This is a genomic window from Vibrio sp. 661 (genome assembly GCF_033339315.1).
Taxonomy (GTDB): Bacteria; Pseudomonadota; Gammaproteobacteria; order Enterobacterales; family Vibrionaceae; genus Vibrio; species Vibrio alginolyticus.
The window spans coordinates 38,878-65,489 of record NZ_JAWOUJ010000021.1; the positions used below are offsets into that span (position 1 = coordinate 38,878).

General features: G+C 44.1%; 23 protein-coding genes. 9 read left to right on the forward strand and 14 right to left on the reverse strand.

Annotated elements, in window-relative coordinates:
- Positions 1-612: 612 nt before the first annotated feature.
- Positions 613-1,512: a LysR family transcriptional regulator gene (locus R7P69_RS22065; protein ID WP_025768138.1), complete on the reverse strand. Its 900-nt coding sequence runs from the start codon at positions 1,510-1,512 to the stop codon at positions 613-615.
- Positions 1,513-1,624: 112 nt separating this feature from the next.
- Between R7P69_RS22065 and eamB the strand changes: the two genes are divergently transcribed.
- From eamB to queC, 3 genes are all read left to right on the forward strand, one after another.
- Complete coding sequence (gene eamB, locus R7P69_RS22070; protein ID WP_025768137.1) at positions 1,625-2,209, forward strand: cysteine/O-acetylserine transporter; 585 nt, start codon at positions 1,625-1,627, stop codon at positions 2,207-2,209.
- A 308-nt stretch (positions 2,210-2,517) separates the two neighbouring features.
- Positions 2,518-2,859: a helix-turn-helix domain-containing protein gene (locus R7P69_RS22075; protein WP_025768136.1), complete on the forward strand. Its 342-nt coding sequence runs from the start codon at positions 2,518-2,520 to the stop codon at positions 2,857-2,859.
- A gap of 67 nt (positions 2,860-2,926) precedes the next feature.
- On the forward strand, positions 2,927-3,583 hold the full coding sequence (gene queC / locus R7P69_RS22080) for a 7-cyano-7-deazaguanine synthase QueC (protein ID WP_005377298.1): 657 nt from the start codon (positions 2,927-2,929) through the stop codon (positions 3,581-3,583).
- Positions 3,584-3,850: 267 nt separating this feature from the next.
- On the opposite strand, the gene queE is transcribed toward queC, so the two are convergent.
- On the reverse strand, positions 3,851-4,501 hold the full coding sequence (gene queE / locus R7P69_RS22085) for a 7-carboxy-7-deazaguanine synthase QueE (protein WP_005377296.1): 651 nt from the start codon (positions 4,499-4,501) through the stop codon (positions 3,851-3,853).
- 216 nt (positions 4,502-4,717) lie between these two features.
- Here queE and R7P69_RS22090 point away from each other — a divergent pair, with 216 nt between their 5' ends.
- The gene (locus R7P69_RS22090) at positions 4,718-5,527 is read left to right on the forward strand and encodes a Cof-type HAD-IIB family hydrolase (RefSeq protein ID WP_238952353.1); all 810 of its coding nucleotides are present in this window, start codon (positions 4,718-4,720) and stop codon (positions 5,525-5,527) included.
- Positions 5,528-5,687: 160 nt separating this feature from the next.
- On the opposite strand, the gene R7P69_RS22095 is transcribed toward R7P69_RS22090, so the two are convergent.
- From R7P69_RS22095 to R7P69_RS22140, 10 genes are all read right to left on the reverse strand, one after another.
- A complete protein-coding gene (locus R7P69_RS22095) occupies positions 5,688-7,133 on the reverse strand; it encodes a bifunctional NUDIX hydrolase/phosphatase PAP2 family protein (RefSeq protein ID WP_025768134.1) in 1,446 nt (481 codons plus the stop codon).
- Between the two features lie 385 nt (positions 7,134-7,518).
- Positions 7,519-8,850, reverse strand: coding sequence for a trypsin-like serine protease (locus R7P69_RS22100; protein WP_238951941.1), 1,332 nt, complete (start codon positions 8,848-8,850; stop codon positions 7,519-7,521).
- Between the two features lie 191 nt (positions 8,851-9,041).
- Complete coding sequence (locus tag R7P69_RS22105; RefSeq protein ID WP_005377290.1) at positions 9,042-9,521, reverse strand: GNAT family N-acetyltransferase; 480 nt, start codon at positions 9,519-9,521, stop codon at positions 9,042-9,044.
- A gap of 189 nt (positions 9,522-9,710) precedes the next feature.
- On the reverse strand, positions 9,711-11,588 hold the full coding sequence (locus tag R7P69_RS22110; RefSeq protein ID WP_054866169.1) for a propionyl-CoA synthetase: 1,878 nt from the start codon (positions 11,586-11,588) through the stop codon (positions 9,711-9,713).
- Between the two features lie 77 nt (positions 11,589-11,665).
- Positions 11,666-12,862, reverse strand: coding sequence for a 2-methylaconitate cis-trans isomerase PrpF (gene prpF, locus R7P69_RS22115; RefSeq protein WP_238951942.1), 1,197 nt, complete (start codon positions 12,860-12,862; stop codon positions 11,666-11,668).
- A 9-nt stretch (positions 12,863-12,871) separates the two neighbouring features.
- Entirely contained in the window at positions 12,872-15,463 is a 2,592-nt protein-coding gene (gene acnD, locus R7P69_RS22120; RefSeq protein WP_206225540.1) for a Fe/S-dependent 2-methylisocitrate dehydratase AcnD, read from the reverse strand.
- A gap of 156 nt (positions 15,464-15,619) precedes the next feature.
- On the reverse strand, positions 15,620-16,762 hold the full coding sequence (gene prpC, locus R7P69_RS22125; protein WP_033906152.1) for a 2-methylcitrate synthase: 1,143 nt from the start codon (positions 16,760-16,762) through the stop codon (positions 15,620-15,622).
- A gap of 132 nt (positions 16,763-16,894) precedes the next feature.
- Positions 16,895-17,791: a methylisocitrate lyase gene (prpB, locus tag R7P69_RS22130; protein ID WP_005388185.1), complete on the reverse strand. Its 897-nt coding sequence runs from the start codon at positions 17,789-17,791 to the stop codon at positions 16,895-16,897.
- Positions 17,792-17,803: 12 nt separating this feature from the next.
- Complete coding sequence (locus R7P69_RS22135) at positions 17,804-18,517, reverse strand: GntR family transcriptional regulator (protein WP_042523755.1); 714 nt, start codon at positions 18,515-18,517, stop codon at positions 17,804-17,806.
- 264 nt (positions 18,518-18,781) lie between these two features.
- Positions 18,782-19,180, reverse strand: coding sequence for a GFA family protein (locus R7P69_RS22140; protein WP_017633774.1), 399 nt, complete (start codon positions 19,178-19,180; stop codon positions 18,782-18,784).
- Between the two features lie 266 nt (positions 19,181-19,446).
- On the opposite strand from R7P69_RS22140, the gene R7P69_RS22145 reads away from it, so the two are divergent.
- The 5 genes from R7P69_RS22145 (at position 19,447) to R7P69_RS22165 (ending at position 24,344) form a co-directional block, all read left to right on the forward strand.
- Positions 19,447-20,418, forward strand: coding sequence for a tripartite tricarboxylate transporter substrate binding protein (locus R7P69_RS22145; RefSeq protein WP_213908116.1), 972 nt, complete (start codon positions 19,447-19,449; stop codon positions 20,416-20,418).
- A gap of 238 nt (positions 20,419-20,656) precedes the next feature.
- Positions 20,657-21,151 (forward strand): tripartite tricarboxylate transporter TctB family protein, encoded by a 495-nt coding sequence (locus tag R7P69_RS22150; protein ID WP_005388179.1) that lies wholly within the window; start codon positions 20,657-20,659, stop codon positions 21,149-21,151.
- A 19-nt stretch (positions 21,152-21,170) separates the two neighbouring features.
- The gene (locus R7P69_RS22155) at positions 21,171-22,697 is read left to right on the forward strand and encodes a tripartite tricarboxylate transporter permease (RefSeq protein WP_238951943.1); all 1,527 of its coding nucleotides are present in this window, start codon (positions 21,171-21,173) and stop codon (positions 22,695-22,697) included.
- A gap of 279 nt (positions 22,698-22,976) precedes the next feature.
- Positions 22,977-23,492 carry an adenylate kinase gene (locus R7P69_RS22160; RefSeq protein ID WP_054728525.1) on the forward strand — a complete coding sequence of 172 codons (516 nt, stop codon included), beginning with the start codon at positions 22,977-22,979 and terminating at the stop codon, positions 23,490-23,492.
- A gap of 81 nt (positions 23,493-23,573) precedes the next feature.
- Positions 23,574-24,344, forward strand: coding sequence for a sulfite exporter TauE/SafE family protein (locus R7P69_RS22165; protein ID WP_054728528.1), 771 nt, complete (start codon positions 23,574-23,576; stop codon positions 24,342-24,344).
- Between the two features lie 293 nt (positions 24,345-24,637).
- On the opposite strand, the gene R7P69_RS22170 is transcribed toward R7P69_RS22165, so the two are convergent.
- The gene (locus R7P69_RS22170) at positions 24,638-25,609 is read right to left on the reverse strand and encodes a TAXI family TRAP transporter solute-binding subunit (RefSeq protein ID WP_005388171.1); all 972 of its coding nucleotides are present in this window, start codon (positions 25,607-25,609) and stop codon (positions 24,638-24,640) included.
- Positions 25,610-25,868: 259 nt separating this feature from the next.
- On the reverse strand, positions 25,869-26,234 hold the full coding sequence (locus tag R7P69_RS22175) for a hypothetical protein (RefSeq protein WP_054575025.1): 366 nt from the start codon (positions 26,232-26,234) through the stop codon (positions 25,869-25,871).
- Positions 26,235-26,612: the final 378 nt, after the last annotated feature.

A 26,612-nucleotide genomic window follows, 5' to 3' on the forward strand; every position in this document is an offset into this window, starting at 1 on the left:
TCTAGCTTCACGACATTAACGATTGGCTTTTTCATTGTTTTCTTATTCTCACGCTTTGCAGGGTATGGTGATTTTTGGGTCGAGTTTATGGGGAACTCATACAATAGAGACGTGAAAAACTTGGTCGAAGAAAGCTTAGAGTTACTAGGTTACGCGATACTTTTAAACGGTGTTTTACTTATTAAAGTAGAAAACCACTAAGTATAAATAAAAGTTCATAGCTTGTAGTTCAAGCTTTGAACTTTTTTGGTTAAAAAAAAGCAGCAAATTATGAAAAAAACAATATGCGTAAGTTAACTTCCTAGCAATGGATGCGTTAACGAGTTAATAATAACGAACCGTAACAATTAAGTCTCGTTGAAAATAATCCATAAAGAATGGCATTTATTACACTGTTAATTATGTAACCTTATCTAATCTAGTTATCACACGCCGTCGTTTTTATATCTTATCTCTTTCTGTCAATAAATAGCTCTTCACATCAGATCCCATTTATCATCCCACAACAGTCGGATTCAAAACAAAGCAATAAAAATCAATAAATTAGAAGTAGCCACTTAGAAAATAAAAAGGAGTAAAAACGAAACTATATCAGATAGAACATATTAAAGATCACCGACTCTGAGTAGAAAACCGTTCATACTCGTTACGCATACAATCAATAAAGACTTCCATCGCCGGCGTCACACACTTCCCAGCATGATAAGCACAGAGTGGCTTGATCATCTGTGAAAACTCGGTGAATTCAAGCTCTTGTAAACTGCCCTCTTGCAACTCTTTTTCAACCGTAAAACGAGGTAAGTAAGAGATACCAATATTACTCTCAACGCAATTTTTGATCGTATTAATACTGCTAAGTTCGATCATGTTGTCGATGCTAATATCACGCTCCTGAATAATGCTCTCAAACATCCGTCGAAAAAGGCACTTAGGGCCATTGCTTATAAACCCTAAATCAATATGTTGCTCTCTCTTCTTTAAATCTAGCCCTTTTAAAAGCGGTGAAGCAACCAATACCAGTGGCTCCTGCTCAAACTCGTGGACCTTGAGCGTATCGTCATTACCTACTCGATAAAACACACCTAAATCAGCTTTATCCGCTATCAACTCATCTCGAATCTGATAGCAATTTTGTGATTGCAGAGAGAGTCGGACATTGGGCGCTCTGATCCTGAACTCTTTTAAAACATTAGCCATCTTATAAGCAAGTTGAGTCTCAGCAACCAGCACTTTCAATTCACCGGTCGGCTCCGAGTTTTCTTGCTGTGCTGTTCCCTCAATATTTTCCATCACTCGCGCCAGTTCATAGACGTAAGGCAGTATCTTTTCTCCTGCTTGAGTCAAAACCATCTTACGCCCTATTTTTTCGAACAGCTGCAAAGACAGATCTTGTTCCAACTGCTTGATTTGAAAGGTGACGGTTGATTGCGTGCAATAAAGCTTCTGTGACGCTTTTAGAAACGATCCTTCTTCAACAATAGCTTTAAAAGTAAGAAAGCGTTTTAGATTCATGACTAGACTCCACAACCAACAGTTCAATAAATTAAAAGTCTAAGTTTTAATTTATTCAATTTTTTAATCAATTGTAGCGAAGTATAGTGCAGTAAAAACAGGAGAGATAGAGATGACCGCCATCTACACCGCATTTTTTACTTACGTAATCATTACTTCAATTACACCAGGGCCAAACAACATTTTATCGCTCAGCATCGCGACGCAATATGGACTAAAACGCTCAACAAAAGTGATTTCGGGGATGTTTTGTGGCTATGTTGTTTTGATGCTACTTTGTGGCGCTTTCACGTATAACATGATCAGCCTCTTGCCCGTGATTACACCTTGGCTAACATGGATTGGAGCAGCTTACATTGTTTGGTTGGCTTGGGGGCTTGCTACGAGTGAGATCAAAACTTCATCGGATAATTCTAAAGGTATCAGTTTCTTAACAGGTTTAGGTTTGCAGTTCGTTAATGTGAAAATCATTCTTTATGGAATTACCTCTATTTCTACGTTCGTACTGCCCCACACTCAGAATATCTACTGGATCTTAGCGACTAGCCTCATTCTTGCTTTGATCGCACTTCTTAGCAACGTAGTTTGGGCCGTTGCAGGAAAGCTACTTCAATCGCAATTCCAGAGATATGGCAAAGTCATCAATATGAGCTTAGCAGCAGCTCTGATCTATTGTGCGACACAGTTATTTACTTAAGTATATAGTTGATCATCAAGAACAATATTGCTCTTCAACTTAGACGACTACGTTTATGTGAAGAGCAAATTCTGCTCTACAAATCGCTGCGGTTTCTCGTGCCCTTACTCGCTCCTCCCGCGCCTCCATACGGCAGTTTTTGAAGAAGTAGATTCAACGTCACTTAATCAACCTAAAGATACGAAATCTTGTTTAGCTATACATACACGGCCTTGGCGACCTCGGCAATAACTAAGCATTACTTAGTATACACAAATCAGAAAAACTAAGATAATCTTAGTCATCCAAGTCCTTCGTATGAACTTTAAGTGTTGTTTAATAACCCACTCCCAGCCCGCCTTAAGCATGCGCGTAAACAAGCGAATCTGTCCCAAAAAGCACTGGGCATCCGTATCGGCATGGATGATAGTTCTGCAAGTGCAAGGATGAACCAATACGAAAGGGAGCGCCATACTCCCGACGTAAAAACGCTCAAACTTATCGCAGATGAGCTAAACGTACCTCTAAACTATTTTTTTTGTGAAGATGAAATCACCGCTGAACTTGCTGTGAATCTCCACAAGCTGTCAAATGATGACAAGCAAAGAGTGCTTGAGAGCACAGCCCAGTTGATTGCGGACGCAATCGCTACGAACAAGTCGAGTACGTAATTGGGATTAAACGCCTAAGAATACGTATCAATACCAAAGAATCAAAGAGCATAACTAAGGGTTCAACATGGCTACAACAAAAGCACTTGTGGTTTTTTCCGGTGGGCAGGACTCTACGACCTGCTTAATCGATGCATTAAATACATATGATGAGGTTCATGCTATAACGTTTGATTATGGCCAGCGTCATTCAGATGAAATAGATATCGCTATCGAATTAGGTAAGCAACTTAACATCAAAAGCCACAAAGTCCTGGATGTAAAATCAATTAATGAGTTAGCGATAAGCTCGCTGACAAGAGACAACATTCCGGTATCTAATGACTTAAGCGACGCTAACGTACCCAATACATTCGTTCCAGGGAGAAACATCCTCTTTCTTACTTACGCATGTATCCATGCTTACCAGCTTGGTATTCAAGACATCATTACGGGAGTTTGCGAAACAGACTTTAGTGGTTACCCTGACTGCCGAGACAACTTTATTCGCTCTCTAAATCTCTCTTGCAATTTAGGTATGGATAAAGCCTTCAATATTAAGACTCCTTTAATGTGGCTTACTAAAGCAGAGACCTGGGCTCTAGCTGATAAGCACAATATGTTGGAGTTTGTCCAAAACAATACTTTAACATGTTACAACGGAATCGTTGGTAAAGGCTGTGGTGAATGCCCAGCGTGCCTACTGCGACAAAGCGGCTTAGAAGAATACTTAGCGAGCAAATAGTCTTTGTTAGCGGTAATAGCGGTGGGATGAAACCTTTTGCGTTAGCTTCTAAACGCTTTATCTCAGCGTGAAACTCCAGCCAACAGAGCTTCATTTTGATGCCGCCAGATTGGTGGCATCAATTAAATGCGAAACGATTGTCGAACCAAAGATAGCACCACACCACAGCAGTCAACACTTCTTAGCTTTTACAACGCTATAAACTGTTTAGATATATCGACAATGTTTCGATAGCAAAGCTACCTCGAATGATGACGAGTCTCTCGTCTAAGCAATACTCAAATATTTATGAGTTTGAACAGACAAACGCCAATTGCGGGCAATGCACGTATCAATACACAATTGCGTAGCACGAGGCTTCTGGCTAATTGGTTGTAGTGCAATGATAGTCTCAGCCGCTACGTTCGCATTTGCTAAAAGGTCATCAAGGTGGTCGATGTCTTTCTGGGTGCCGACTGGATGCTTAATCTCATTTGCCCGCTCTAACGCACTATTAAGCACTGGCAGTTTACCTTTCATTGCTACTTTTGGTGACACTGTCACCCACGTATTTTCTGAAGTAATCACTTCTGATGTGCCACTGGTTTCAATTTGGCATTGGCACCCCATATCTTCAAACGCCTTTGTTAAAGGGCGCAGATCATAAATACAAGGCTCTCCACCAGTAATCACGATATGCTTAGCATTAAAGCCTTGCTGTTGATATTGCTCTACGATGTTCTCGGCAGATGCAACACACCACGTCGGAGAATCTTCCGTTTTCACCAGAATATCGCCTATTTGACGTTGATCATTCTCATCTGCATACCACGTTTGTTTGGTATCGCACCATGAGCAACCAACCGGACACTCTTGAAGCCGAACAAAAACAGCAGGGACTCCAGTAAAAACCCCTTCCCCTTGGATGGTTTCAAACATCTCATTTAGCTTATACAACGCAGAACTCACTCAACTCATAACATTTCGAGGCGAAGACCATAATGGACACGCGTGTCTAGGTCAATTTAAACCAAAAATTAATTGTTAAAATAGACCATTTTGTAGTTTCATAGCGTAATGAATATAGGTTTCTGGTTAACGTTAAACCAAGCCTTATTCACTGACAGCTCCCAAAAAACTTTAAGGTAAGAAATGATGTATAAACTGATCGCACTAGATATGGATGGCACGCTACTCAATAGTGATAAAGCCATTTCTGAAGAAAACAAACAAGCGATCGCAAAAGCTCGAGAAGCAGGCGTTACTGTCGTTCTCGCTTCTGGTCGCCCATTAGAAGGAATGCAAGACAAGCTCGACGAACTGAATATCCATTCCGATCGAGATTTTGTTCTTTACTACAACGGTTCGATGGTCAAGAACGTAGGCACAAACGACATCATCCACCAGCAAATCATAGATGGTAAAGCTGCAAAATTGGTGGCGCGAAAAGCCGAAGAGCTAGGTGCGTACGTCCATGCTTTTAGTCAAGTTCATGGTTTAATCACCAACGAACACAACCCTTACACCGATATTGAAGCAAAGATAAATGGCTTAAATGTCACCGAGATGAACTTCGAATCACTAGAAGACGATCATCCAATCATCAAAGCTATGATGGTTGCAGAGCCAAGCAAACTAACAGAAGTTATAGCAGCACTGCCAGCTGAAATGCGCGAAGCGTTTACGGTTGTTCAAAGCGCTCCGTTTTTCCTTGAGTTTCTTAACCCTGCGAGCAACAAAGGTATTGGTGTTGCCGCAATTGCCGAGTATCTGGGAATTAAACCGGAAGAAGTTATCTGTATGGGTGACGCAGAAAATGACCACCACATGCTGAAATACGCTGGCCTTGGTATCGCGATGGCAAATGCAATGGAAAAAACCAAGCAAATCGCTGACTACATTACGGCAAGTAATGATGAGCACGGTGTCGCTAAAGCTATAGAAAAGTTCGTGCTCAATGCATAGCCCTTTCCGCCATGTCTGTTGCGTTAAGCTTCTTACGTTTAACACCCCTAGCCGTCCAAGATAGGCAAGCGGCGTTGTTCGTGGACTAAACGTGTAAAAGCCTTGCTGTAATGCAAGGCTTTGTTTTTACTCAAATACTAATAGATAACAAATACAGCCATCAATCTAGCAACGTTTTGCTCGGTTGGTTTTCACAAGTCAGCTTCCTTGCAAGCAGCATAAATAACAACATTAATAATGGATAATGTAACGTCGACAAGACTAATGACCACAAACCGCTAAACGATACGATATTAGCCGAGTACAAATAGAGTTGATCAACAAGCAACAATGCTAGCGTCACAAAGATCATCTGCCGAGTATCTAAATGTGCTTTCGACTCTTTAAATGTCATGACCAACGCTGATGCAGTGATTAAAATTGCTAACCAGCGACCAAACACAGGTAATGGCCAGATGACGGAGATGACCGCTGTTGTCGCAGTCATAATGAACCAGACGCCTTTTGAGCTTAGAACTTGATCAACGTTCACATCTTGATTTGTCTCCAGTCGAAGAACATGCCAAGCCACCAAGCTGCCTAACAGCGCGCCAAATAACATATCTAAAATAAAGGCACTGCCGAGGAAAAACTTACCTAACACCACAGTAAGAGTGATGAACACGAAGACTGCCGTTGTTCCATTCAAACCAAAATACTGGGTTCTATGAAACAAGAACGTCAGCACACAAAACCACACAGCGATAGGCAAGCTAGGAAAACTAAAGCCAAAGCTGTGCGTTAACTCCATCATTGGTATATAGACATGTGGGCGCGGTAGCGAAAAGCCTTGTTGAGCGACAAGCACCATAAGCGACGTTGCACTAATTGCGAAAAAGAGTCGGTACACAAACCGGCTACCAAAGCGCATCATGGCAAAAGGAAATAGAAAGAGTAGTACCGTCGGTTCTGTCAGATCTATAACGAGTTTCGAGATCTGACTAGCTACCTCGTAACTCGTTTCTGACAACGCCCCTACCCAACTCTGTAAATCTATCAGCCACGCCAATTCAACCTGACGAAATGAAGGCGCGGATTCGATCAACTGAGTCACATAAGATACTGATTGCTTGGTAGCTTGATCAAAAAACTGAGTGGCTTGTGGCCATTGCTCAGGATAACGATATAAAGATGATGGTAATTCAGATGGGCTAAGCAACATCGCTGACGCAACTTCTACTCCATAATGAGGGGCAAACCAAATAGGCAGTTCATTTCCACCTAAAGAATTATTCATAGAAAAAGCGATAATGTCAGAGTCTGATATACAGTCGTAAAAAACCGCAGTGTCCGTTCTGCCAAGCTCCTCTCCAACCGTAACCACTATACCGGTTTCTTCCCACGTTTCTCGTTGAGCAGCAACTTGTGGAGACTCACCATCAATAATGGTTCCGCCAGGTAGAGAAATCTTATCCGTTAATACTTCATGAACTAACACTAACTTGTCATCAGCGCGAACAATACAGAGCGCTCCTTTAACTTCGCTCGCAGTGGCTTTAGCCGTAGAGATCGGTGAAACAGGTAACAAAATAAAACAAAGGATGAGTAATAACAGCTGTCTCAACACAAAATATGACCTTAAATAAACATAATGATAACCAATGAATCATGGCAGTTAATCTTATCTTTTTCGACAAAAATTAAGTAACGAGTTATGCCAAACTGAGTTGATCGCGTAAAACCTGATCTCAACGCTCACTGGAGAATAATTTAATGCAAACCTGACAAAAATCAGACAAAACATAAAATGTTGATCGCAATTCTGCCAGTTATATAAAGATAACGTCAGGAAAAAGTCATACACATTTTATGGGTTCTCATAGTTGACACAATAAAAAAGGGCTTATTATTCGCAAACAATAAACCCCAGTTATGGTAACTATGTACTGATCGTTGAAACCAAGAATGAATCTTATCTCATGGTCAACGAATCAAATTCACTGGCCCGATCGTTAGTTAGACTTGCAATTCGCATCGCCGACTTTTTGCCAAACACCCCAAGGCCCTGAGTCTGCTGGATTATCACCTTGAGTCCACCACTGCGCTTGCCAAACTTTACCATTCCAAGTAACCGTATCTCCTTTGAGATACACTAAGCTGGCTTGCCATACAGTTGTACAGCTATCTGTGGGAGGCGTTGTCACCGTTTTCGCTTGAGCAGATACTAACGCTTGGTATTGTGTGCTGGTCTTATCAACGTTGAAGTTCAAAGCCACTCTTGCTTCTCCGCTCTGAGTAGCACCAAATTCAACATCAACACGACAACTTGCATTCATTGCTAACGTCGCCTGAGAGCACTGATCATTGGCAATAACAGCTGCATCAGTAACACCCGAAGCAAACGCGCGAACATTTTCCACAGTGAACGTGGTGTTCCCTGAATTCTGGATAACAAAGCTATGTTGCTGTAACTCCCCAACATTAAATGATGCCAGTGTCTGTTCGGTGGTGTATCCAACAGAAACATTCTCTTTTGGTGGTGTTACTGTTCCGATAACACCATCGACAAAATTGCGCATAGCAGCGATATCGCTATAAACCCCATACATACCAGGACGAGCACAACCTATTCCCCAACTGACCACACCAAGTTGAGTAATTACACCACTGCGATTAATGACGATTGGACCACCACTATCTCCCTGACAAGAATCTATCCCACCTTGAGGAATACCAGCACAGAATGACACTTCTCCAACCGTTGTGTAGTTGCCACCGGCTTGACGGCAAGTCATATCCGACACAAGTGGGACGTCAACCTCTTGCAATCGAGACGGAGAGCTTCCTCCTTCAGAAGTTCGCCCTAAGCCAGCAACACTAAGCCAATCTCCGATGCTCGCGTATTGCGTTAGACTACCATTCGCAATCTCAACTGAAGAAACACCTTGAGGCACAGAGTCGAGCTTCAATACCGCGAGGTCATGAGAAAGCGTCGCGCGGCGATATGCCGGGTGCATATGGATCTCACTGACGTTTGCACGAACACCATCACTACCGTTATAAACAACGCCACCGATTTTAACCGCAATCTGACTCGGAGAATCACCCTCAACACAATGCGCAGCAGTCAGGACGTAACCATTCCCGATATAACTGGCCCCACAATATGATCGGTTACCATAACGACTAACAATTTGGGTGTAGAATTTCCAGTCACGTGGGTCGGCAGTTACTCCGCCTACGATCTGGGGTTGGATAGTATGATTTTGCGTCTGTGACAAATCATCAGCACTTGCGAACATTGGCAAAACGGCTAAAGCAAGTAACGATTTTGTTAGTTTCAAAATATTGTCCTCTTGTTTTTGTAAGCACGATCCTCGTGCTACTAATAAACAAGCAGACAAAAACGCCGATACCAATGTGGGTGCATATCAATTTGTTAACATTGCGAGCAACTTATAGAGAAAAGTCTATTGACGAACTGAATGATTTCAATTCGATAGAACCTAAATCACAATATTAAAGTTAAATACGATTATTCGTTCAGCGGTTTTCTTAAATAGTGGATATGATGTGCAAATCCTTGTTTTTCATACAAAGATATTGCGCCCTGGTTAAAATGCCATACTTCAACAAACATCTGTTTTGCACCGTAATCAGAGAACGTTGACTCAATTTTATTAATCAATGCCTGCGCCGTACCTTGTTTTCGATATTCAGGCAGCACATAGAGCTCATCCACACTTCCCATCATAACTGGCTGGCTGACGGTAGAAATAAGTTCACAGAAGTGACCAGAGATAAAGCCAATAATTTCATCTCCTTGTTTTGCTACGTAAACAAGGCACTCAGGGTCGTCAATATATCGAGCAATGCTTTTTTCTTGTTCTATCTCCTCTGCCGTTTTGAAAAGCTCAGGAGATTGAAGATGATGCTCATCATGAAGCTCGAACATAAGATCGTTGAGCAACTCTAGGTCGCTAAAACACGCAGGTTTAATCGCAAACGTGGTCATACAAAGGGTCACTAAAAATGGAATGGCTGTAGTTTGTGAGGAAAACGTCGTATTGGCAAGTCACAAATGCTTTCACGATACGTTTGTACTGTTTGAACAACAAAAAGGCCCCTGCACTTAATAAACGTACAGAGGCAGAACCAACCAACAGAGTTCGAGGAGCAGGGGTTAGTTAGAATTGAGTTTTTCTCAGCGTCGTAGCACTCGCTCAATTTCGTTCAAGCTACTTGGGTCATCAATCGTTGACGGAACGGTGTATTTTTCACCATCAGCTATTTGACGTATAGTTCGACGCAAAATTTTACCTGAACGTGTTTTCGGTAAACGGTCTACAACCAACGCATGCTTGAAGCAAGCAACTGCACCTATCTCACTACGCACTTTGCCCACAAGCTCACCTTCAAGGTCTAGCTCATCCACTTTTACACCGTCTTTTAGTACCACAAAGCCAAGTGGAAGCTGACCTTTTAGATCATCGTGGATACCAACCACCGCACATTCTGCAATCGCTGGGTGGCCTCCTACTATTTCTTCCATTTCACCTGTCGACAATCGGTGTCCAGCGACATTAATCACGTCATCAATACGTCCCATAATAAACAGGTAACCGTCTTCATCCAGATAGCCACCATCACCTGACACGTAGTAGCCTGGGAATTGGCTAAGATAACCAGTTTCAAAACGGTCATGATTACGCCAAACCGTTGGCAGACAACTTGGTGGTAGCGGACGTTTTAATGCGACAAAGCCTTGTTGGTTAGGCCCGACAGCCTCTCCAAGTTCATTCAGAATCTCGACCTGATAACCCGGAATGGGCTTCGTCGAAGAACCAGCTTTAACTGGCATCATTTCGACACCTGTCGGGTTGCCCGCGATGGCCCAGCCCGTCTCGGTTTGCCACCAGTGGTCAATAACGGGCTTGTCCGCTTTGCTCTGAACCCACTCCAGTGTCGGAGGGTCGAGGCGTTCTCCCGCCATAAAGATGGTTTTCAGATTCGACAAGTCGTACTGTTTTAAGTGCTCACCTTCCGGGTCCTCTTTCTTAATCGCACGAAACGCCGTTGGTGCAGAGAACAACGCATCTACTTTATATTCATCACACACTCGCCAAAATGCGCCAGGATCCGGTGTTCGAACAGGCTTGCCTTCGAATAGTATAGTAGTGCAACCGTGAATCAGTGGAGCGTAAACAATGTAAGAGTGCCCTACTACCCATCCCACATCAGATGCCGCCCAAAAGACGCCATCTTGAGGAATGTTATAGATTGCGCTCATGGAGTACTTCATCGCGACAGCATGGCCACCGTTATCACGCACAACGCCTTTCGGCTTACCTGTCGTACCTGATGTATAGAGTATGTAGAGCGGATCGGTTGCTAACACCGGAACACAACCATGTGGCAGCGCTTGTTTGTACTCTCGCTGCCAATCTAAGTCTCTTTCTTGGTTTAGCTCAGCGTCGCACTCTGGACGTTGGAAAACAAACACTTTCTCAGGCTTCCAACGGCTGTCCATAATGGCTTTGTCTACCATTGGTTTGTATGGAATGACTTTGTTGATCTCAATCCCGCACGACGCCGTCATGATCACTTTCGGCTCTGCATCTTCAATTCGTACAGCAAGCTCATTAGGTGCAAAACCGCCGAATACTACGGAATGAATAGCCCCCAAACGCGCGCAGGCAAGCATCGCCATTGCGGCTTCTGGGATCATCGGCATGTAAATAACGACTCGGTCGCCTTTTTCAACACCTTGAGCAGACAGCATGCCAGCAATTTTGGCTACTTGGTCACGTAGATCGCTATAGGTGTACGTGGCTTTACGACCTGTCACTGGCGAGTCATAAATGAGTGCAGTATTATCACCGCGTCCTTGCTCGCAATGGTAATCTAATGCTAACCAGCACGTATTCATTACACCATCTGGAAACCAACGTTCTATGCCGTTTTCATCAGATTTCAAGATAGTTTTAGGAGATTCAAACCAATCGAGATTCTCCGCTTGAGCGCGCCAAAAACTCTCCGGTTCATTCTTCGCCCATAAGTATTCTTTTTCGTATGAAGACATATTGCTTCCTCCAGTATGTCCTGACATTGCTCTCGTTCTACTCAAAGATCGCTCTTTTAATCCAAAGATCGTCTCTTTTAATCGAAGACATAGAAGGGTACACGCACAAATCCCTCCATCAGTATTCTCGCACTTCGGCTCATAATGGCTTTTTGCACCACCCAGCCCTGCTCAGTTTGCTTCGCTTGTGCCCCAACTTTTAACGTTCCTGACGGGTGACCAAAAGTCACGGACTCTTTTTCACCGCCACCAGCGGCTAAATTCACTAACGTTCCGGGCACACACGCAGCAGAAGCAATAGCAACGGCTGCTGTTCCCATCATTGCATGATGTAGCTTGCCCATCGACAGCGCGCGAACGAGCACATCAATATCCAACTCATTAACGGCTTTACCACTTGAAGACAGGTAACTTTTCGGTTTAGAAACAAACGCTATTTTCGGCGTATGTTGGCGTGTTTGAGCTTGTTCTAAATCAGAAATCAGGCCCATTTTTAACGCGCCATATGCGCGGATGGATTCGAACATCGCTAATGCTGTGTCATCGTTGTTGATATCGTCTTGCAGCTCGGTGCCCTGATATCCTATCGATTCAGCATCAATAAAAATGGTTGGTATGCCCGCGTTAATAAAGGTCGCGTTGAACGTACCCACATCCGGCACCACCAAATCATCAACTAAGTTGCCCGTTGGGAACATACTTCCTTCGCCATCGGAAGGATCAACAAAATCCACTTGAATCTCTGCCGCTGGAAACGTGACACCATCGAGTTCAAACTCTCCGGTTTCTTGGACGAAACCATTGACGATTGGCACGTGAATCAAAATCGTTTTGCTTATGTTCACTTGCCAAACACGCACCGTCACAATGCCATTTTCTGGAATACGGTCTTGTGGGATCAGACCAGCATGAATGGCGAAAGGACCGACAGCGGCAGACAAGTTGCCGCAGTTACCACTCCAATCGACGAATGGTTTGTCGATCGACACTTGGCCAAATAAGTAGTCAACATCGTGATCGGCTCTGCTGCTGCGCGAAACAATCACTGTTTTACTGGTGCTTGACGTCGCGCCCCCCATGCCATCAATTTGCTTCGCGTAAGGATCAGGGCTGCCAATAACGCGTAGCAACAGTTTGTCACGTGCGGCTCCAGCCACTTGCGCTTCTTGAGGTAAATCCTCTAGGTTGAAAAAGACACCTTTACTCGTGCCGCCACGCATGTACGTCGCGGGCACTTTTATTTGGCTTGTTTGATTCGGAGTATTATTTGACATACGCACTCCTTATTGTGCCAAGAAATCTTGCGCGAAACGCTGCAGAACACCGCCCGCGTTGTACACGTGAACTTCGTCAGCGGTATCTAAGCGACAAGTAACCGGAACATCGACTTTATCGCCGTTGCTGCGTGTGATAACCAGCGCTAAATCAGCGCCCGGCTTGATTTCTCCAACCACGTCGTAAAGTTCCGTACCATCCAGCTCTAGCGTATTGCGGTTAACGCCTGGCTTAAATTGCAGTGGTAGTACGCCCATGCCAACCAAGTTAGTACGGTGAATACGCTCAAAGCCTTCAGCAACAATGGCTTCTACGCCTGCCAGTCGAACGCCTTTTGCTGCCCAGTCACGGGATGACCCCTGACCGTAATCCGCGCCAGCCACCACGATCAATGGTTGTTTACGATTCATGTAGGTTTCAATCGCTTCCCACATACGAACCACCTGCCCATCTGGCTCTACACGCGCCAGAGATCCCTGCACGACTTCGCCGTTTTCCTTCACCATTTCATTGAACAACTTTGGGTTAGCGAAGGTCGCGCGTTGCGCCGTTAAGTGGTCACCACGGTGAGTCGCGTAAGAGTTGAAATCCTCTTCTGGCACACCCATTTTCGCTAAGTATTCACCTGCTGCGCTGCTTGCGAGAATCGCGTTGGATGGTGATAAGTGATCAGTGGTGATGTTGTCGCCCAGAATCGCCAATGGACGCATACCAGACAATGTTCTTTCTCCCGCTAGCGCACCTTCCCAGTACGGTGGTCGGCGGATATAGGTACTCATCGGACGCCAGTCGTACAGCGGGTTGGGATTTTGCTCTTGATCATTCAGCTTAAACATCTGAATGTAAACTTGCTTAAACTGCTCAGGTTTAACATGAGTACCGACAACTGCATCGATCTCTTCATCGCTTGGCCACAAATCATTTAAGTAAATTGGTTTGCCGTTTTGGTCCGTGCCAAGCGCATCGCGCTCGATATCAAAACGAATGGTACCGGCCAGCGCATAAGCGACAACCAATGGTGGTGAAGCCAAGAAAGCTTGTTTGGCGTACGGATGGATTCGACCATCAAAGTTACGGTTACCAGAAAGCACCGCTGTCGCATATAAATCACGGTCGATGATCTCTTGTTGGATTTTTGGATCCAGCGCACCACTCATACCGTTACAAGTTGTACATGCGTAACCAACAATGCCAAAGCCAAGCTTCTCTAGCTCTGGTAATAAGCCCGCTTCTTCCAGATACAAGCGTGCAACTTTAGAACCCGGAGCAAAAGACGATTTCACCCACGGTTTACGTACAAGACCAAGTTCGTTGGCTTTCTTCGCCACAAGGCCAGCAGCAACCACGTTTCTTGGGTTACTGGTATTCGTACATGAGGTAATAGCAGCGATGATCACTGCACCATCTGGCAACTCGCCTTCTTTCTCTTCCCACGCTCCAGAAATGCCGCGCTGTGCCAACTCAGAAGTTGGTAAACGACGATGAGGGTTTGACGGACCAGCCAAGTTACGGCTAACTGATGATAAATCGAACTCAAGTACGCGCTCGTAAACGGCGCTATCAAGATCGTCTGCCCAAAGACCGGTTTGTTTTGCGTAATTTTCTACTAGAGCAACTTGTTCTTCATCTCGACCAGTTAGTTTCAAGTAATTGATGGTCTGCTCATCAATATAAAACATGCCAGCTGTTGCGCCGTATTCTGGTGTCATGTTTGAAATCGTTGCGCGGTCTCCGATCGTTAGATCACGTGCGCCTTCTCCGAAGAATTCAAGATATGAAGATACCACACGCTCATTACGCAGAAACTCAGTAATCGCGAGGACAATATCCGTTGCGGTAATGCCCGGTTGACGTTTACCCGTCAGTTTGACACCGACAATATCTGGTAGACGCATCATTGATGGTCGGCCAAGCATGACGGTTTCTGCTTCCAGACCACCGACACCTATCGCAATAACACCAAGAGCGTCTACGTGAGGCGTGTGACTGTCCGTACCCACACAGGTGTCTGGGTAGGCAATGCCCTGCTTTGCTTGTACCACAGGAGACATTTTTTCCAAGTTGATTTGGTGCATGATGCCATTCCCAGCTGGAATCACGCTGACGTTTTCAAACGCTGTTTTACACCACTCAATAAAGTGGAATCGGTCTTCATTACGGCGCTCTTCAATCGCGCGGTTTTTGTCGAAGGCATCAGGGTCAAAGCCCGCATGTTCAACCGCTAAAGAGTGGTCAACGATCAATTGTGTCTCAACCACTGGGTTCACTTTTGCAGGATCGCCGCCCTGATCTGAAATGGCATCGCGTAGACCCGCTAAATCGACTAGAGCGGTCTGACCAAGAATGTCATGACAAACAACGCGTGCTGGATACCAAGGAAAATCAAGATCGCGTTTGCGTTCAATTAACTGTTTCAGGCTATCTGTCAATGTGTTCGGGTCACAGCGACGGACCAGTTGCTCAGCTAGCACGCGAGAGGTATAAGGGAGTGTTTCATAGGCTCCAGGAGAAATGGCATTGACGGCTTCGCGTGCATCAAAATAATCCAGTTGAGTTCCCGGAAGCGGCTTACGATATTGAGTATTAATATTTGTGTTCATGGTTTGCTTCCATTCAGTCTTTACATCTTGCCTTCATCAAGGTTTTCCATTGCTCCAGAAACACAGTGATGAGAGGATCTCCTTCCTCTGTTAGAGAGAATGACAAAGGAAGGAGGTGGTCAACCAAAGCATATAATGCCCTCGTTGACCTTCGCGCTAGCGATTCTCGATAGGCACCCATTCTTGATGATCTGGGCCCGTGTAATCAGCACTTGGGCGAATAATACGGTTATTGGCACGCTGTTCATAAACGTGTGCAGCCCAGCCCGTTAAACGACTCATCACAAAGATTGGGGTAAATAGTTTGGTTGGAATGTCCATGAAGTGGTAAGCCGATGCATGGAAGAAGTCCGCATTACAGAACAGACCTTTCTCTCGCTTCATCACTGATTCAACACGCTCAGAAACCGCATATAGATGTGTATCACCAACTTGCTTCGATAACTCTTTGGACCAGCGTTTTATTAAGGCGTTGCGAGGGTCACTTTCACGATAAATCGCATGACCAAAGCCCATGATCTTGTCTTTATTGGCTAGCATTTTCATGATGTTCGCTTCCGCCTCGTCGGGCGTTTGCCAATCTTCAATCATTTCCATCGCCGCTTCGTTCGCACCTCCGTGAAGTGGTCCACGAAGCGTACCGATTGCTGCCGTGATACAAGAATGGATGTCTGACAACGTTGATGCACAAACGCGTGCTGCGAATGTAGAAGCATTAAACTCATGTTCAGCATAAAGAATAAGCGAGCAATGCATCACTTGTTTGTGCAGCGCAGATGGCGCTTTGTCTGTAAGTAATCGCAAAAAGTAACCACCGATGCAATCTTCAGTCTGATCCTCGGTGTTGATACGCACGCCATCATGACTAAAGCGGTACCAGTAACAGATGATGGCAGGGAACAAGGCTAGCATACGTTCGGTTGCTTTCAGTTGCTCCTCGAAGCTCATTTCCTGCTCTAGGTTACCCAATACAGAACAACCCGTGCGCATTACGTCCATTGGGTGTGCGCTTGCAGGAATCAACTCTAAAGCTTGTTTTAGCTCGGCTGGCAAACCTCTAAAGCTGAGTAGGTGTGTCTTGTACGCATCAAGTTCTTGTTGATTCGGCAAGTGACCGCGTAACAGAAGGTGAGCCACTTCTTCAAACTGTGCGTTGTTCGCAAGATCAGTAATATCGTATCCACGATAAGTTAAACCAGTTCCCGTTTTTCCGACAGTACATAAAGCTGTGCTTCCTGCGCTTTGACCACGAAGGCCTGCGCCACCTAATTCTGCTTTCTTTTCTGCAGTTTGAGACATTGTTTGAACTCCTTTTCTGTCTGACTTTTCCCTCTCTGGGGTGTTTTTAGCCAAACGAATTTCACGTTATTAGATGAGATAAATTCCGATTATCTTTTTCTTGGGCTTCCGTTTATTTTTGCTTTTCCCCCGCTATTTCCCTTCAGAGAATAACTGGTCAAGTTTGTCTTCGTAGTCGTGGTAATTCAGGTGCTGATACAACTCTTTACGTGTTTGCATCGAATCAACCAGTGCTTCCTGATTACCCACTTCTAGCAAATGTTTGTAGACCGTTTCAGCAGCTTTGTTCATGGCACGGAACGCACTTAATGGATAAAGCACCATGTCCACTTTTGCTTTCGCTAGCTCATCACAGCCATACAGCGGTGTCGCGCCAAATTCTGTAATATTCGCCAGAATAGGAACGTGCTTTCCGGTCGCTTGCTCAAGCGCATTTGAAAACTGAAGGTACTGGTCCAGCTTGTTCATCGCTTCGGGGAAGATCATGTCTGCGCCAGCTTCCACACACGCAATCGCACGCTCGATTGCGCTGTCCATGCCTTCAACAGCTAACGCGTCAGTACGAGCCATAATCACGAAACTTTCATCATTGCGTGCATCAACCGCGGCTTTTACACGATCAACCATCTCTTGCTGGCTGACTATTGCTTTGTTCGGACGATGACCACAACGTTTCTGTGCGACTTGGTCTTCCATGTGCACCGCTGCCGCGCCCGCTTTTTCCATCGCTTTGATCGTGCGAGCAATGTTAAATGCACCGCCAAAACCCGTGTCGATATCAACCAAAAGAGGCAAATCACATGCGTTAGTGATGCGGTCAACATCAACCAAAACGTCGTTTAATGTTGTGATACCGAGATCCGGCAATCCGTATGACGCATTTGCGATACCGCCACCAGACAAGTAAATCGCTTGGTGACCCAAGTTTTTTGCCATCATGGCGCAATACGGGTTTATAGTGCCGACAATTTGTAGTGGATTATTTTGTTCAATGGCGAGTCTGAATTTCGCTCCCGGTGTTAAGCTCATGACGAATTCCTTCTAGTCTTTGTCTAAACTTTCTGTATGTATAATTTGAGATTGGATGAGCTTTCGACTTCCTGATATGTGTCTTCTCATCAACATTTCTGCAAGCTCTTCATCGCGATTGCGAATGGCTTCCAAAATGAATTTGTGTTCGGTGAGCGCCTCATTCGGGCGAGATTGCGCACGTGGCGACTGGTAACGATACATCCGTAATAAGTGATAGAGTTCATCACACAGCAGAGATATTAACTTACTGTTTCTGCTCGCTTGGATGATGCGATAGTGAAAATCAAAGTCACCATGTTGATGGAAGTAAGACGCGCCTTCCATTTGGTCTATATGCTTGGAATGTGTCGACAATAGCATTTCCAAGCTTAAGAGCTCTTCTTGCGTAATGTGTCGCGCAGCTAACCTTGCTGCCATGCCTTCCAATGCTTCTCGAACGGCATAAAGTTCTATCAGCTTTTCCGGAGAAAAAGTGGTCACTCTGGCCCCAACATGAGGAATTCGCTCGATGAGCCCTAGCCCCTCTAAGCGCATCAATGCTTCACGCAAAGGCCCACGACTGACTTGATATTTCTTTGCTAGCTCAGGCTCTGATATCTTATGGCCAGGCTTCACATCGCCATTAACAATGACTTCAATCAGTGTTTCGGTCAGCGTTTCGGATTTGGTGTGTTCTTTCTCAGAACCCAGCACTTTACAACGAGCTTTCAACTCAGAGTTCATATTCAGATACTCTTGTTACCGACATCGAAATGTCTACAATTTCTTAACCTGAATATAAAGTAGTCGATCAAAGTGTCGACAATCAAGTAAATTGTCGACAATTTAGACTAAGGTCGTAATTTAAATGGGCCTAAAATGCCCATTAAGTGCCTTTTTTAGCAGAAATAAAGAATGGTGAGTTCATATTGTCGACAACTTATAAACCTTTAAGCTTATGATCTAAAAACTAAAAGCTCAGCTGTCGAACAATAATCGGATAAAAAACTATTCTTTAGGTACAAATTGATCAAAGACTTGTTGCGAAGTCATCTTTTGTGAAGCGGAATTGAGGTCATAATAAGCTGGCTTTTCATCGGTAAAAATCTCTAAAGTGAGTTTGAAATCTGGGTTATCGAACAAACCAGCGGAAAGAATGTACTCACCTGTCGGCAACAAATGGTAGAAAAGGTTTGTGCCACACTCACCGCAAAACCCCCTCACTCCCCAGTCTGACGACTGATAACGTTTAGGTTCGCCACCTTTAAACGTCACGTTAGGCCCACAATGCACCGCATGAAGTGCGCCACTCGACCATTTTCGACACATAGAGCAATGGCACAGGCTAACCTCATTTTTAACCTCAGCGATGACTTCAATTGCGCCGCACAAACACGTCCCTTTCATTCTCTTTTCCTCGTTCATTTTCCGTCATTTTATTATGGCCTACCAAAGCGTAAAGCCGCGTGACCTAACACCAACTTCTCGCCGTGAACTTTATGAACAAAATAACCGAAATGCTCAATATTCTCTTTATATCTCTTTTACAGACAGATATTTAACACTTAATTAACCTTTACACCAAGTTCAGCTTTAACGCTTACAAGGCATGACAACTGAGCAAAAACAATAAGGCTCAACTAAATAGAGTCGCTAACATAAGGAACGTGAACATGTTAAAGGTACTCAAACCAACGCTCGCCGCTTCAATCATCGCAGCTTCATTTTCATTCAACGCTCTTGCTGCAGATATTGAAAAAATGCACTTTCTTATCCCTGGAGGTGCCGGTGGCGGTTGGGACATGACCGCCCGAGGTACTGGTGATGTATTAATAAAGTCAGACATCGTCGAAACCGTATCATTTCAAAACCTATCTGGTGGCGGCGGTGGCAAAGCAATCGCACATTTGATTGAAACGGCTGATCGTCAAGAAGATACACTCATGGTGAACTCAACACCGATCGTCGTTCGCTCGCTCAGTGGGATCTTCCCACAATCTTTCCGCGACTTGACTCCTGTTGCCGCAACGGTTGCCGATTATGGCGCCATTGTTACATCAGCCGATTCTCCTTACAACTCTTGGGAAGATGTCGTTAAAGCTTTTAAAGAAAACCCTCGTAAAGTGAAGGTTGCTGGTGGCTCTGCTCGTGGTTCTATGGATCATTTGGTTATAGCAGCGGCTTTCAAAGGTGAAGGTTTTGATGCGCGCAAAGTTCGTTACATTGCCTATGATGCAGGTGGAAAAGCCATGGCTGCCCTACTTTCAGGCGAAACACAACTGCTCTCTACAGGGCTAGGTGAAGTACTCGAAATGTCTAAGTCTGGGCAAGTGAAAGTGTTAGCGATTACAGCACCAAAACGTTTAGAAGCTGCGCCTAACATTCCAACTCTCACCGAATATGGTAATGAAACTGTCTTTGCTAACTGGCGTGGATTCTTTGCAGCACCAGGCACAAGCCAAGAAAAGCTAGATGAATGGAATGCCGCATTTACTAAAATGTATAACACCGACGAATGGCAAGTCGTTCGAGACCGCAATGGTTGGATCGACAACTATAAAGCGGATAAAGCATTCTTCGCGTTTCTTGAAGATCAAGAGCAACAGATGGGTGACTTAATGCGCGAGTTAGGCTTCCTGAAGTAACAGTCGAATTGGGGTCCCTCAGATACCAACCTCAATGAATAACGTAGGTTGGTATTTCCCCATTGTATTTGCACTCTAAGTTTCACCGCATATGGACATTGTCGACAATCGGCATGCACACTCCTTTGTTTATATACCCAAAGCGGCTCGACTAGCAGCGAAATGCTTAATTGTTAATGGTTTAGTTTATTCATTGACGTCCATATGCGGTCTTTTTTACTTTTGTTAGGAGTTGAATATGCCTCGTTCAACCAACTTTTTCACCAAAGAGTACTTGCTCTGTCGTGACCGCGTCGGCGCAATGATCTTTCTACTCTTCTGTCTTTGCTACGGTTATCAAACCTCGCAGATTCCATTGTTTCCAGGTGATGAGTATGAACCATTCACCGCACGTACTCTGCCAACCATCCTGACTTACGTTGGTGTCGGCCTTTCTTTGCTATTGCTGGTGACAGGACAACCAGATAAACAAAGTGGCGCAGTGCTTACCTTCAATTGGAAGTTACTGATTGCCTTTTTAATTTTAATGGCGCTCTACGGCGTGGGCCTGACTTATCTAGGTTTTGTGATAGCTACTGGCTTCTTTTTATTGGCTGGCTTTTATCTGCTCGGGGAAAGACGTAAACCCGTTCTGTTTGGCGCGTCGTTTCCATTCGTGATCGCGTTCTACTTATTACTCACTCAAGGTTTGGACATCTATCTCGAACCGGGTTTGATTTTCACCATCTGGTAGTCAAAGAAAGGACTGAATTATGTTAGATGGAATTCTACAAGGTTTATCCACCGCAGTAATGCCAATGAACATTATGATGGTGATCGTGGGCTGCTTCGTCGGTACATTTATCGGCATGTTACCTGGACTTGGGCCGATCTCAGCCATTGCTTTGATGATCCCAATTACTTATGGCCTAGAGCCCTCCTCTGGCCTTATTTTGATGGCGGGTGTTTATTACGGTGCGGTATTTGGTGGTTCTACATCGTCGATTTTGATCAACGCGCCGGGTTGTTCTTCAACCGTGGTGACAGCATTCGACGGCTACCCAATGGCCCAAAAAGGCCAAGCAGGTAAAGCATTAGCTTTGGCAGCTTATTCATCTTTCACTGGCGGAACGTTATCTGCCATTATGTTGCTTGTTGCCGCACCAGCATTGGCTAGCGTCTCCCTTAGCTTCCAATCGTCGGACTATTTTGCGTTGATGCTACTTGGGTTATCAGCTGTCGCGGCTTTTGCGGGGAAAGGTCAGGTAATCAAAGCGTGGATGATGACCATTCTTGGTTTGATGCTATCTACAGTTGGAATCGATAAAGGCGTAGGCGTTGAACGCTTTACCTTCGGTTTAACGGATTTAATGGATGGCTTTAGCTTCTTGTTGCTTGCAATGGCGACATTCGCACTGGGTGAGACACTGATGGGCATCCTTAAACCATCAAAAGACACCAGCGATGAAGAACAAGAAAAGCTGAGCAACATTGGCTCAATGAAAGTGACCAAGGAAGAAATCAAAGATGTTGCGCCTGTTTCAATTCGCTCTTCAATATTAGGTTTCTTCACTGGCGTTCTTCCTGGCGCAGGGGCAACCATTGCTGCTTTTTTAAGCTATGGTATGGAGCGCAACCTCGCACCTAAAGAGAAAAAGGATGAGTTCGGTAAAGGCAGTATCCGTGGTTTGGTTGCGCCAGAGTCTGCGAACAATGCAGCATCTAGTGGTTCATTTGTACCGCTATTAACGCTTGGTATTCCGGGCTCTGGTACAACAGCAATAATGCTCGGTGCGCTGATCGCTTATGGTATTCAACCTGGCCCTCGCCTATTTGTTGAACACCCAGATGTGTTCTGGTCAGTGATCATTTCCATGTACTTCGGCAACATCGTACTTGTGATCCTGAACTTACCATTGATTCCGTACATTTCAAAGCTTTTGGCGGTTCCAAGAACGGTGCTTCTACCGATGATTTTATTCTTCTCAATCACCGGGGTTTATTTGGTCTCTTTTAACACTATGGATGTGTTCGTGATGCTGATTGTGGCTATGGCTGCCATTGCACTTCGGCTCGCTAACTTCCCGCTCGCACCTTTATTGCTGGGCTTCATCCTTGGAGGATTAATGGAAGAGAACTTACGCCGCGCATTAATGATTTCAGATGGAGAACTGAGTTTCCTATGGGAGCGTCCTATTACCCTTACCTTTACTGTTTTAGCTGTATTGGTATTGGCAAGTCCACTAATCGTAAAGCTGATTCAAAAGTTTAAAGCACAGCTAGTCAGCGTTGAGCAGTAATCGCTTTCTCTTTCAACCTAGATAAAGCCATCCATCGTGATGGCTTTATCTTCCGCCCTCCAAATCGTTCGCTTATTGTGCAGATGGTATTGACAAATCACTGTCGTTATATGAAGGTGATTGTATGAACACACACTTAGCGCAACTTAACCAACGAATTATCATCATTCCATAGGAATGGTGGGATTTTTTGATGCGCTCAGTATTTATCGAACCCACCCATAGCGGTGGGTTTTCTGTCTCTACCGTATGGGAAAAGCTCTCTTGGAGGCGGTCACAATGCAAAAAATAGCAGTTTTTGGTAAACCCGGCAGTGGAAAATCGACGGTAAGTAAAGCAATCGCGTCTGCTACCGGTCTTCCTCTTCATCAATTAGATTCAATAGTCTATAAACCAAACGGTGATCCCGTCGAGCGTAACGTTTTTGATGAAGCCCATAGCAATATACTAAGCTCAGATCGTTGGATTATAGATGGCCTTGGACCGATCAGCTCTTTCAACGCTCGTTTAGATGCAGCCGATACTCTCATTTATATTGATCTACCATACTCCGTAAGCTATTGGTTTGTGACGAAACGTCTCCTTAAAGGACTATTCATAAAACCTGAAGGTTGGCCTGATGGTAGTTCGGTACTGAAAGGAACGTTACAAAGCTACAAAGTTCTTCAGCAATGCCCCGCATTCTGGAATGATGACTTTATGTATCGTCTCGAAGGGTACTCTCAAAGTAAAGCCGTTCATGTCATCAAAAACGTTACAGAACTGAACAATTTTGTTTTAGAGCGGGTAAAGTAAACCTCATATCAGAACATTAGAGCATGTAGGTTAGATCATCTGAAGCTCTAACAATGAAAAAGAACATAACAAGGATTGTTTATGCTTTTAGAACTAGCACTTTTATTCGTTGCTGGCGTAATTGGTGGGATCATTAACTCCATAGCGGGAGGCGGAAGCTTTATTACTTTTCCGGCTCTATTGGCAGTTGGTGTTCCTCCTATTATGGCTAACGCAACAAACACATATGCTTCATGTGCGGGTTACATTAGTGGAGCCGTCGGGTTCAGAGAAGAGATCATGAAGAACAAGCATGAACTGCTGTTCACAGTCTCATTCAGTTTAGTCGGCGGCGCTGTCGGAGCATATCTGTTGCTCAACACGCCAGAATCGCTATTTATGGAAGCCATCCCTTGGTTACTCTTATTTGCCACCGTGCTTTTTCTCACCGGTTCTCGTTTAACAATGCTAATCAAAACTGTCGCGAAAGAGCACAAACATGCTGGCATACTCGGAGCAATCGCGTTGGGTTTACTACTTGTTGGTGTCTCTGCTTACGGTGGTTTTTTCAACGCAGGTTTAGGGGTTATTGTTCTGAGTTATCTGGTAGTAGCTGGTCACCAAGACATTAATTTAATGAACGGTTTGAAATTGCTCGTATCTACGTGTGTTTCACTCATTGCTATCGTGATTTTTGTTGCCAATGGTTCCATTGACTGGCAGACAGGTAGTGTTGTTTTGGTCGGTACGTTGGTAGGTGGGTATCTTGCAGCTCGTGTCTCTCGTCAACTGAATCCCAATCATGTTAAAGGGTTTGTTGCTCTTTCTTCTATTCTCATCACTATCTACTTTTTCATTGATGTTTATGTTTAAGCAAAACTTGTACAAGTGGATAACACTCCTACAAAAACGCCAGCGCGAAAGATTAATGCAGATGGCTTAACGATTTTTTGTGTCACTCCAGCGAGGTTAGGAATCTAATAGCACTACACTGAGCGGCTAATGAAACCATTTTGATCACAAAGTGCTCGGATGGAAGATCCTGTATCACGCTCCTTCGTCGCTGTACAGGATGACGAGAAATAGAAATATGCCACTCGCGGTTAAACGAGTGGCATTGATCGAGAAAGATGGCGTTTTACATCAATAATAAGAGAAGGTAACGCTTACTTAATCAGCCCTACTTCTTTGTAGTATTTGAGCGCACCTGGGTGAAGAGGCGCAGATAAACCGTCTTTTACCATTTCCTCTTTCTTCAAGTTTGCAAACGCTGGGTGGAGACGGCGGAAATCATCGAAGTTTTCAAATACCGCTTTAACCACGTTATAAACCACATCTTCTGGTACCGCAGTAGAAGAAACAAACGTCGCGCCCACACCAAAGGTTTGAACATCACTATCTGTGCCACGATACATACCACCTGGGACATTTGCGACACGATAGAAGCTGTTGTCTGCAACCAGTTTTTCTACATTAGGTCCAGCTACCGTTACGATATTACTATCACACGACGTAGTGGCTTCTTTAATCGCTCCACTTGGGTGACCAACGGTATAAATCATCGCATCAATTTTGTTATCACAAAGTGCTTTTGATTGCTCTGCTGCTTTTAACTCAGAGACAAGCTTAAAGTCGTCGTTACTCCAACCATACTGGTTCATTAGCACTTCCATAGTACCTCGCTGACCAGAACCAGGATTACCAATGTTAACGCGCTTACCTTTCAAATCATCAAAAGTTTTGATGTTCGCGTCTTTACGTGCAACGACAGTAAACGGTTCTGGATGAACGGAGAATACGGCGCGTAGCTCTTTAAAAGGCCCGCTTTCTTCAAACTTACTGGTTCCTTTGTAAGCATGATACTGCCAGTCTGATTGCGCGATACCGAGGTCCAATTCACCAGCACGAATAGTGTTGATGTTATAAATCGATCCCCCAGTACTTTCTACCGAACAACGGATACCGTGATCTTCTCGCGATTTGTTAACCAAGCGACAAATAGCGCCACCAGTCGGATAATAAACCCCTGTTACGCCACCGGTACCAATCGTGACAAACGTTTCCTCCGCAGACGCAGAAAAGCCTGTTGTGAGTGCAGCCAAAGAAGCCGCAAGTGCGATTTGCTTAAACTTAAACATTGAACATCCCTTTTACTTGTGTTGATGACCGTTTAAGTATAGCAATCGTTAACAATTTGATAACGTTTAAGTTCTCATCCTTGGCGGTTAGCTTAGTAATCACCATTTTATCGGCATATTCTGCCGTTATATAATGGCTCTATATAAGCGTAAACCGTATAGTCTAGAAAATTAAATCTTTAGACTGATATGTCCATTCTAAATTATCTATTAAATAGAAATATTCAGGTCAAATTACTATAATCTTGTTAGATAACCTTTATTCTATATAAATATGATGAATTATAACTCCAGCCAAAAGACATGATGCACTTGAAATAAATAATACGAATGAGAGAACAAACAATCGTTGAATATGAATTGGAACCTTATCCCTCTTCTCTAACATTTTATATCGTTTCGCATGAAAAGTGCTCAGAAAAACAGTTCCATATTGTAGTACTCCGTGACCTGATAAGAATATATTCAGAGTGTAGTATCGAACTCCATTATCAAGAGCATCTTCAAGATACCTCAACCACTTGGATTTCAAATAAATAACAAACAAAAACCAAGCAAATATACCTAAAATTCCAACCGTAGTCAGATAAATCACTAAATCTGATGCTAAACTGATATCTTCCATCTTCGACTACTTATTAAGTTGAGTTTTATATAATTCTGTTCCCAAATACTCACCAGTCGAACTACCATATTTTGTTATTGAGTATCTAATTACACCCTTCACTACAAAAAATTCTTAAACACACTTTTTGTGAATAATAATGGCACTTTAACTTAATTTTACGCAACAAGGCTACTATGAAGTTGTTAGCTTTGAGCTGAGTTCAACAAAAACAGTAACTTTTATGCAATGTAACTCACTACGTTATATTGCTTTACAAACAAATCACCCAGTAAATATCCGTATCTAGTTTAGATAGCTGAAGTAAATTACCACCTTCTAAAGAAGGTGGCTTTGTGTGAGCCCCCTAAAAGGGGGCCTTTGTTTAGTCCAGCGCCA

Excerpts from the sequence above, each read along its gene's own strand:
- R7P69_RS22170 (WP_005388171.1), bottom strand. The coding sequence starts at position 25,609 with ATGTTTAAGTTTAAGCAAATCGCACTTGCGGCTTCTTTGGCTGCACTC.
- R7P69_RS22175 (WP_054575025.1), bottom strand. The coding sequence starts at position 26,234 with ATGGAAGATATCAGTTTAGCATCAGATTTAGTGATTTATCTGACTACG.
- R7P69_RS22160 (WP_054728525.1), top strand. The coding sequence starts at position 22,977 with ATGCAAAAAATAGCAGTTTTTGGTAAACCCGGCAGTGGAAAATCGACG.
- prpC (WP_033906152.1), bottom strand. The coding sequence starts at position 16,762 with ATGTCTCAAACTGCAGAAAAGAAAGCAGAATTAGGTGGCGCAGGCCTT.
- R7P69_RS22150 (WP_005388179.1), top strand. The coding sequence starts at position 20,657 with ATGCCTCGTTCAACCAACTTTTTCACCAAAGAGTACTTGCTCTGTCGT.
- R7P69_RS22165 (WP_054728528.1), top strand. The coding sequence starts at position 23,574 with ATGCTTTTAGAACTAGCACTTTTATTCGTTGCTGGCGTAATTGGTGGG.
- acnD (WP_206225540.1), bottom strand. The coding sequence starts at position 15,463 with ATGAACACAAATATTAATACTCAATATCGTAAGCCGCTTCCGGGAACT.
- eamB (WP_025768137.1), top strand. The coding sequence starts at position 1,625 with ATGACCGCCATCTACACCGCATTTTTTACTTACGTAATCATTACTTCA.
- prpB (WP_005388185.1), bottom strand. The coding sequence starts at position 17,791 with ATGAGCTTAACACCGGGAGCGAAATTCAGACTCGCCATTGAACAAAAT.
- R7P69_RS22155 (WP_238951943.1), top strand. The coding sequence starts at position 21,171 with ATGTTAGATGGAATTCTACAAGGTTTATCCACCGCAGTAATGCCAATG.
- queC (WP_005377298.1), top strand. The coding sequence starts at position 2,927 with ATGGCTACAACAAAAGCACTTGTGGTTTTTTCCGGTGGGCAGGACTCT.
- queE (WP_005377296.1), bottom strand. The coding sequence starts at position 4,501 with ATGTTTGAAACCATCCAAGGGGAAGGGGTTTTTACTGGAGTCCCTGCT.
- R7P69_RS22135 (WP_042523755.1), bottom strand. The coding sequence starts at position 18,517 with ATGAACTCTGAGTTGAAAGCTCGTTGTAAAGTGCTGGGTTCTGAGAAA.
- R7P69_RS22090 (WP_238952353.1), top strand. The coding sequence starts at position 4,718 with ATGTATAAACTGATCGCACTAGATATGGATGGCACGCTACTCAATAGT.
- R7P69_RS22065 (WP_025768138.1), bottom strand. The coding sequence starts at position 1,512 with ATGAATCTAAAACGCTTTCTTACTTTTAAAGCTATTGTTGAAGAAGGA.
- R7P69_RS22145 (WP_213908116.1), top strand. The coding sequence starts at position 19,447 with ATGTTAAAGGTACTCAAACCAACGCTCGCCGCTTCAATCATCGCAGCT.
- R7P69_RS22110 (WP_054866169.1), bottom strand. The coding sequence starts at position 11,588 with ATGTCTTCATACGAAAAAGAATACTTATGGGCGAAGAATGAACCGGAG.
- R7P69_RS22105 (WP_005377290.1), bottom strand. The coding sequence starts at position 9,521 with ATGACCACGTTTGCGATTAAACCTGCGTGTTTTAGCGACCTAGAGTTG.
- R7P69_RS22140 (WP_017633774.1), bottom strand. The coding sequence starts at position 19,180 with ATGAAAGGGACGTGTTTGTGCGGCGCAATTGAAGTCATCGCTGAGGTT.
- prpF (WP_238951942.1), bottom strand. The coding sequence starts at position 12,862 with ATGTCAAATAATACTCCGAATCAAACAAGCCAAATAAAAGTGCCCGCG.